Source organism: Lewinella sp. IMCC34183 (assembly GCF_003390915.1).
Classification (GTDB): Bacteria; Bacteroidota; Bacteroidia; order Chitinophagales; family Saprospiraceae; genus Neolewinella.
In genome coordinates, this window is record NZ_QMEM01000021.1 from 1 (window position 1) to 6,237 (window position 6,237).

Consider the following 6,237-nt stretch of genomic DNA (forward strand, 5'->3'; position numbering starts at 1 on the left):
TCAGGGCGATGGCCCACTACGTGAACCATCACCCTAATCAAGTTTTTTGGGGTCGAGGTGCCGTAAAGCACTAAATCGGAACCCTAAAGGGAGCCCCCGATTTAGAGCTTGACGGGGAAAGCCGGCGAACGTGGCGAGAAAGGAAGGGAAGAAAGCGAAAGGAGCGGGCGCTAGGGCGCTGGCAAGTGTAGCGGTCACGCTGCGCGTAACCACCACACCCGCCGCGCTTAATGCGCCGCTACAGGGCGCGTGGGGATACCCCCTAGAGCCCCAGCTGGTTCTTTCCGCCTCAGAAGCCATAGAGCCCACCGCATCCCCAGCATGCCTGCTATTGTCTTCCCAATCCTCCCCCTTGCTGTCCTGCCCCACCCCACCCCCCAGAATAGAATGACACCTACTCAGACAATGCGATGCAATTTCCTCATTTTATTAGGAAAGGACAGTGGGAGTGGCACCTTCCAGGGTCAAGGAAGGCACGGGGGAGGGGCAAACAACAGATGGCTGGCAACTAGAAGGCACAGTCGAGGCTGATCAGCGAGCTCTAGCATTTAGGTGACACTATAGAATAGGGCCCTCTAGATGCATGCTCGAGCGGCCGCCAGTGTGATGGATATCTGCAGAATTCCTAGCCCAGGTACCAGGACTGGCTCGTTTGAGGACTGGATGGGTCATAAGAAGGTACGTAGTTCTTCAGAGTATCCTGAGGATTCAGGTGAGGAGGATATCTGATTGTTGGATGAGAGAAGTAGCTGGAAGGTGCCGGAGGAAGGATAGCTTGCGTCGGAAATGGCAACGGTGAGGGCGGAGGTGGAGTTCGAGTTGAGATGACACTGTGCGCGACTCCAGGTATTCCGGGATGATGGTGCTGGGGGAAAGTGCTCAATCTTGGGGAAGAATCCTGTGGAGATGTAGAGCTAAACAGTGGCTTCTCAGGCTTCTTCATTGTAGTTGGAGAAGACATATCTTGATCTCGTTCATGCCATGTTCGACTTCCAGCAGCTGGTGAATTTGGAGAGGGGTAAAAGTCTCCTGTAGGACTTGGCTCCATATTTTCATCTATAGATATAGTTTTGGGTCTTTTGCTGCTCGGTGGAGAAGACAGCGACCTCTGCAGGTTCACACCAGAGTTCATGTCATGATAGTATGGTTGGCTGGGAATTTCTCCGATTGGGAAGTTGACTCCAGTTCCCTGGGTTATGGGTGTTCTGGATACTCTCACAAGCTCTGATACATTGAAGACTCCGGATTTTACAAAGCTGTCCTCGAGGTACCCTGGAGGATTAGCGTAATCTGGAACATCGTATGGGTACATGGTGGATCCGAGCTCGGTACCAAGCTTGGGTCTCCCTATAGTGAGTCGTATTAATTTCGATAAGCCAGTAAGCAGTGGGTTCTCTAGTTAGCCAGAGAGCTCTGCTTATATAGACCTCCCACCGTACACGCCTACCGCCCATTTGCGTCAATGGGGCGGAGTTGTTACGACATTTTGGAAAGTCCCGTTGATTTTGGTGCCAAAACAAACTCCCATTGACGTCAATGGGGTGGAGACTTGGAAATCCCCGTGAGTCAAACCGCTATCCACGCCCATTGATGTACTGCCAAAACCGCATCACCATGGTAATAGCGATGACTAATACGTAGATGTACTGCCAAGTAGGAAAGTCCCATAAGGTCATGTACTGGGCATAATGCCAGGCGGGCCATTTACCGTCATTGACGTCAATAGGGGGCGTACTTGGCATATGATACACTTGATGTACTGCCAAGTGGGCAGTTTACCGTAAATACTCCACCCATTGACGTCAATGGAAAGTCCCTATTGGCGTTACTATGGGAACATACGTCATTATTGACGTCAATGGGCGGGGGTCGTTGGGCGGTCAGCCAGGCGGGCCATTTACCGTAAGTTATGTAACGCGGAACTCCATATATGGGCTATGAACTAATGACCCCGTAATTGATTACTATTAATAACTAGTCAATAATCAATGTCAACGCGTATATCTGGCCCGTACATCGCGAAGCAGCGCAAAACGCCTAACCCTAAGCAGATTCTTCATGCAATTGTCGGTCAAGCCTTGCCTTGTTGTAGCTTAAATTTTGCTCGCGCACTACTCAGCGACCTCCAACACACAAGCAGGGAGCAGATACTGGCTTAACTATGCGGCATCAGAGCAGATTGTACTGAGAGTGCACCATAGGGGATCGGGAGATCTCCCGATCCGTCGACGTCAGGTGGCACTTTTCGGGGAAATGTGCGCGGAACCCCTATTTGTTTATTTTTCTAAATACATTCAAATATGTATCCGCTCATGAGACAATAACCCTGATAAATGCTTCAATAATATTGAAAAAGGAAGAGTATGAGTATTCAACATTTCCGTGTCGCCCTTATTCCCTTTTTTGCGGCATTTTGCCTTCCTGTTTTTGCTCACCCAGAAACGCTGGTGAAAGTAAAAGATGCTGAAGATCAGTTGGGTGCACGAGTGGGTTACATCGAACTGGATCTCAACAGCGGTAAGATCCTTGAGAGTTTTCGCCCCGAAGAACGTTTTCCAATGATGAGCACTTTTAAAGTTCTGCTATGTGGCGCGGTATTATCCCGTATTGACGCCGGGCAAGAGCAACTCGGTCGCCGCATACACTATTCTCAGAATGACTTGGTTGAGTACTCACCAGTCACAGAAAAGCATCTTACGGATGGCATGACAGTAAGAGAATTATGCAGTGCTGCCATAACCATGAGTGATAACACTGCGGCCAACTTACTTCTGACAACGATCGGAGGACCGAAGGAGCTAACCGCTTTTTTGCACAACATGGGGGATCATGTAACTCGCCTTGATCGTTGGGAACCGGAGCTGAATGAAGCCATACCAAACGACGAGCGTGACACCACGATGCCTGTAGCAATGGCAACAACGTTGCGCAAACTATTAACTGGCGAACTACTTACTCTAGCTTCCCGGCAACAATTAATAGACTGGATGGAGGCGGATAAAGTTGCAGGACCACTTCTGCGCTCGGCCCTTCCGGCTGGCTGGTTTATTGCTGATAAATCTGGAGCCGGTGAGCGTGGGTCTCGCGGTATCATTGCAGCACTGGGGCCAGATGGTAAGCCCTCCCGTATCGTAGTTATCTACACGACGGGGAGTCAGGCAACTATGGATGAACGAAATAGACAGATCGCTGAGATAGGTGCCTCACTGATTAAGCATTGGTAACTGTCAGACCAAGTTTACTCATATATACTTTAGATTGATTTAAAACTTCATTTTTAATTTAAAAGGATCTAGGTGAAGATCCTTTTTGATAATCTCATGACCAAAATCCCTTAACGTGAGTTTTCGTTCCACTGAGCGTCAGACCCCGTAGAAAAGATCAAAGGATCTTCTTGAGATCCTTTTTTTCTGCGCGTAATCTGCTGCTTGCAAACAAAAAAACCACCGCTACCAGCGGTGGTTTGTTTGCCGGATCAAGAGCTACCAACTCTTTTTCCGAAGGTAACTGGCTTCAGCAGAGCGCAGATACCAAATACTGTTCTTCTAGTGTAGCCGTAGTTAGGCCACCACTTCAAGAACTCTGTAGCACCGCCTACATACCTCGCTCTGCTAATCCTGTTACCAGTGGCTGCTGCCAGTGGCGATAAGTCGTGTCTTACCGGGTTGGACTCAAGACGATAGTTACCGGATAAGGCGCAGCGGTCGGGCTGAACGGGGGGTTCGTGCACACAGCCCAGCTTGGAGCGAACGACCTACACCGAACTGAGATACCTACAGCGTGAGCTATGAGAAAGCGCCACGCTTCCCGAAGGGAGAAAGGCGGACAGGTATCCGGTAAGCGGCAGGGTCGGAACAGGAGAGCGCACGAGGGAGCTTCCAGGGGGAAACGCCTGGTATCTTTATAGTCCTGTCGGGTTTCGCCACCTCTGACTTGAGCGTCGATTTTTGTGATGCTCGTCAGGGGGGCGGAGCCTATGGAAAAACGCCAGCAACGCGGCCTTTTTACGGTTCCTGGCCTTTTGCTGGCCTTTTGCTCACATGTTCTTTCCTGCGTTATCCCCTGATTCTGTGGATAACCGTATTACCGCCTTTGAGTGAGCTGATACCGCTCGCCGCAGCCGAACGACCGAGCGCAGCGAGTCAGTGAGCGAGGAAGCGGAAGAGCGCCCAATACGCAAACCGCCTCTCCCCGCGCGTTGGCCGATTCATTAATGCAGCTGGCACGACAGGTTTCCCGACTGGAAAGCGGGCAGTGAGCGCAACGCAATTAATGTGAGTTAGCTCACTCATTAGGCACCCCAGGCTTTACACTTTATGCTTCCGGCTCGTATGTTGTGTGGAATTGTGAGCGGATAACAATTTCACACAGGAAACAGCTATGACCATGATTACGCCAAGCTCTAGCTAGAGGTCGACGGTATACAGACATGATAAGATACATTGATGAGTTTGGACAAACCACAACTAGAATGCAGTGAAAAAAATGCTTTATTTGTGAAATTTGTGATGCTATTGCTTTATTTGTAACCATTATAAGCTGCAATAAACAAGTTGGGGTGGGCGAAGAACTCCAGCATGAGATCCCCGCGCTGGAGGATCATCCAGCCGGCGTCCCGGAAAACGATTCCGAAGCCCAACCTTTCATAGAAGGCGGCGGTGGAATCGAAATCTCGTGATGGCAGGTTGGGCGTCGCTTGGTCGGTCATTTCGAACCCCAGAGTCCCGCTCAGAAGAACTCGTCAAGAAGGCGATAGAAGGCGATGCGCTGCGAATCGGGAGCGGCGATACCGTAAAGCACGAGGAAGCGGTCAGCCCATTCGCCGCCAAGCTCTTCAGCAATATCACGGGTAGCCAACGCTATGTCCTGATAGCGGTCCGCCACACCCAGCCGGCCACAGTCGATGAATCCAGAAAAGCGGCCATTTTCCACCATGATATTCGGCAAGCAGGCATCGCCATGGGTCACGACGAGATCCTCGCCGTCGGGCATGCGCGCCTTGAGCCTGGCGAACAGTTCGGCTGGCGCGAGCCCCTGATGCTCTTCGTCCAGATCATCCTGATCGACAAGACCGGCTTCCATCCGAGTACGTGCTCGCTCGATGCGATGTTTCGCTTGGTGGTCGAATGGGCAGGTAGCCGGATCAAGCGTATGCAGCCGCCGCATTGCATCAGCCATGATGGATACTTTCTCGGCAGGAGCAAGGTGAGATGACAGGAGATCCTGCCCCGGCACTTCGCCCAATAGCAGCCAGTCCCTTCCCGCTTCAGTGACAACGTCGAGCACAGCTGCGCAAGGAACGCCCGTCGTGGCCAGCCACGATAGCCGCGCTGCCTCGTCCTGCAGTTCATTCAGGGCACCGGACAGGTCGGTCTTGACAAAAAGAACCGGGCGCCCCTGCGCTGACAGCCGGAACACGGCGGCATCAGAGCAGCCGATTGTCTGTTGTGCCCAGTCATAGCCGAATAGCCTCTCCACCCAAGCGGCCGGAGAACCTGCGTGCAATCCATCTTGTTCAATCATGCGAAACGATCCTCATCCTGTCTCTTGATCAGATCCGAAAATGGATATACAAGCTCCCGGGAGCTTTTTGCAAAAGCCTAGGCCTCCAAAAAAGCCTCCTCACTACTTCTGGAATAGCTCAGAGGCAGAGGCGGCCTCGGCCTCTGCATAAATAAAAAAAATTAGTCAGCCATGGGGCGGAGAATGGGCGGAACTGGGCGGAGTTAGGGGCGGGATGGGCGGAGTTAGGGGCGGGACTATGGTTGCTGACTAATTGAGATGCATGCTTTGCATACTTCTGCCTGCTGGGGAGCCTGGGGACTTTCCACACCTGGTTGCTGACTAATTGAGATGCATGCTTTGCATACTTCTGCCTGCTGGGGAGCCTGGGGACTTTCCACACCCTAACTGACACACATTCCACAGAATTAATTCGCGTTAAATTTTTGTTAAATCAGCTCATTTTTTAACCAATAGGCCGAAATCGGCAAAATCCCTTATAAATCAAAAGAATAGACCGAGATAGGGTTGAGTGTTGTTCCAGTTTGGAACAAGAGTCCACTATTAAAGAACGTGGACTCCAACGTCAAAGGGCGAAAAACCGTCTATCAGGGCGATGGCCCACTACGTGAACCATCACCCTAATCAAGTTTTTTGGGGTCGAGGTGCCGTAAAGCACTAAATCGGAACCCTAAAGGGAGCCCCCGATTTAGAGCTTGACGGGGAAAGCCGGCG

At 51.3% G+C, this 6,237-nt stretch carries 2 protein-coding genes and 2 pseudogenes; 2 read left to right on the forward strand and 2 right to left on the reverse strand.

Annotated elements, in window-relative coordinates:
- The first annotated feature begins 2,363 nt into the window (after positions 1–2,363).
- Together DQG19_RS20545 and DQG19_RS21420 are read left to right on the forward strand one after the other, a co-directional pair.
- Positions 2,364–3,224 (forward strand): broad-spectrum class A beta-lactamase TEM-116, encoded by an 861-nt coding sequence (locus DQG19_RS20545; protein ID WP_000027050.1) that lies wholly within the window; start codon positions 2,364–2,366, stop codon positions 3,222–3,224.
- Between the two features lie 935 nt (positions 3,225–4,159).
- A pseudogene (locus DQG19_RS21420) lies at positions 4,160–4,258 on the forward strand (hypothetical protein); the annotation flags it as partial.
- 291 nt (positions 4,259–4,549) lie between these two features.
- Here the strand turns inward: DQG19_RS21420 and DQG19_RS20560 are convergent.
- Positions 4,550–4,708: pseudogene (locus tag DQG19_RS20560) on the reverse strand (hypothetical protein); the annotation flags it as partial.
- Positions 4,709–4,728: 20 nt separating this feature from the next.
- A complete protein-coding gene (locus tag DQG19_RS20565; protein WP_000572405.1) occupies positions 4,729–5,523 on the reverse strand; it encodes an aminoglycoside O-phosphotransferase APH(3')-IIa in 795 nt (264 codons plus the stop codon).
- Positions 5,524–6,237: the final 714 nt, after the last annotated feature.